This window comes from Paenimyroides tangerinum (assembly GCF_003865405.1).
GTDB lineage: Bacteria > Bacteroidota > Bacteroidia > Flavobacteriales > Flavobacteriaceae > Flavobacterium > Flavobacterium tangerinum.
Window position 1 is genome coordinate 1,707 of sequence record NZ_RQVQ01000085.1, and the last position, 1,939, is coordinate 3,645.

Annotated in this window: 2 tRNA genes and 1 rRNA gene; all 3 read right to left on the reverse strand. The window is 46.3% G+C overall.

The window, feature by feature from the left end:
- Window positions 1-48 precede the first annotated feature (48 nt).
- A tRNA-Ala gene (locus EG240_RS16115) sits at window positions 49-122 on the reverse strand.
- Window positions 123-262: 140 nt separating this feature from the next.
- Window positions 263-336: transfer RNA gene (locus tag EG240_RS16120), tRNA-Ile, on the reverse strand.
- Window positions 337-398: 62 nt separating this feature from the next.
- Window positions 399-1,914, reverse strand: a 16S ribosomal RNA gene (locus tag EG240_RS16125).
- Window positions 1,915-1,939: the final 25 nt, after the last annotated feature.

A 1,939-nucleotide genomic window follows, 5' to 3' on the forward strand; every position in this document is an offset into this window, starting at 1 on the left:
ATAAGACTTGGTCTTCATACTTGATACTATCTTCTTGATACTATCCTGTGGAGAATATCGGAGTCGAACCGATGACCTCCTGCGTGCAAGGCAGGCGCTCTAGCCAGCTGAGCTAATCCCCCAATTTTTATTAATTGTGAATTACAAATTACGAATGTTATAATTCATAACCTCTCAACTTCTAAAATTTCCTTTTTGTAAATAAAATTTTTCTTTTTGTTTAAACTTTAAACTTTTCAGCTTTTAACTTTAAACTTTTTTGTAGTCCCGGGCAGACTCGAACTGCCGACCCCTACATTATCAGTGTAGTACTCTAACCAGCTGAGCTACGAGACTCTGTATCTTATTTACTTATTTGAACTAACAGTTAAAGAGCAAGAGACTTGAACCATCTCTAGAAAGGAGGTGTTCCAGCCGCACCTTCCGGTACGGCTACCTTGTTACGACTTAGCCCTAGTTACCAGTTTTACCCTAGGCAGCTCCTTGCGGTCACCGACTTCAGGCACCCCCAGCTTCCATGGCTTGACGGGCGGTGTGTACAAGGCCCGGGAACGTATTCACCGGATCATGGCTGATATCCGATTACTAGCGATTCCAGCTTCACGGAGTCGAGTTGCAGACTCCGATCCGAACTGTGACCGGTTTTGTAGATTCGCTCCTGGTCACCCAGTGGCTGCTCTCTGTACCGGCCATTGTAGCACGTGTGTGGCCCAGGACGTAAGGGCCGTGATGATTTGACGTCATCCCCACCTTCCTCACAGTTTACACTGGCAGTCTCGTTAGAGTTCCCGACATCACTCGCTGGCAACTAACGACAGGGGTTGCGCTCGTTATAGGACTTAACCTGACACCTCACGGCACGAGCTGACGACAACCATGCAGCACCTTGTAATTTGTCTTGCGAAAGCCTAGTTTCCTAAGCGGTCAAACTACATTTAAGCCCTGGTAAGGTTCCTCGCGTATCATCGAATTAAACCACATGCTCCACCGCTTGTGCGGGCCCCCGTCAATTCCTTTGAGTTTCATTCTTGCGAACGTACTCCCCAGGTGGGATACTTATCACTTTCGCTTAGTCACTCAGTATTGCTACCGAACAACTAGTATCCATCGTTTACGGCGTGGACTACCAGGGTATCTAATCCTGTTCGCTACCCACGCTTTCGTCCATCAGCGTCAATTGTTTGTTAGTAACCTGCCTTCGCAATTGGTATTCCATGTAATATCTAAGCATTTCACCGCTACACTACATATTCTAGTTACTTCACAAAAATTCAAGCTCTACAGTATCAATGGCAATTTTACAGTTAAGCTGCAAACTTTCACCACTGACTTATAAAGCCGCCTACGGACCCTTTAAACCCAATGATTCCGGATAACGCTTGGATCCTCCGTATTACCGCGGCTGCTGGCACGGAGTTAGCCGATCCTTATTCTTACAGTACCGTCAATATACCACACGTGGTACTTTTTCTTCCTGTACAAAAGCAGTTTACAATCCATAGGACCGTCATCCTGCACGCGGCATGGCTGGTTCAGAGTTGCCTCCATTGACCAATATTCCTCACTGCTGCCTCCCGTAGGAGTCTGGTCCGTGTCTCAGTACCAGTGTGGGGGATCTCCCTCTCAGGACCCCTACCCATCATCGTCTTGGTAAGCCGTTACCTTACCAACTAACTAATGGGACGCATGCTCATCTTTTACCAATAAATCTTTAATGCTTAAACGATGCCATTCAAACATACTATAAGGTATTAATCCAAATTTCTCTGGGCTATCCCTTAGTAAAAGGTAGATTGCATACGCGTTACGCACCCGTGCGCCGGTCTCAATGTCCGAAGACATCTACCCCTCGACTTGCATGTGTTAGGCCTGCCGCTAGCGTTCATCCTGAGCCAGGATCAAACTCTTCATCGTATGTTTTTTATATTTTTTGATGTTT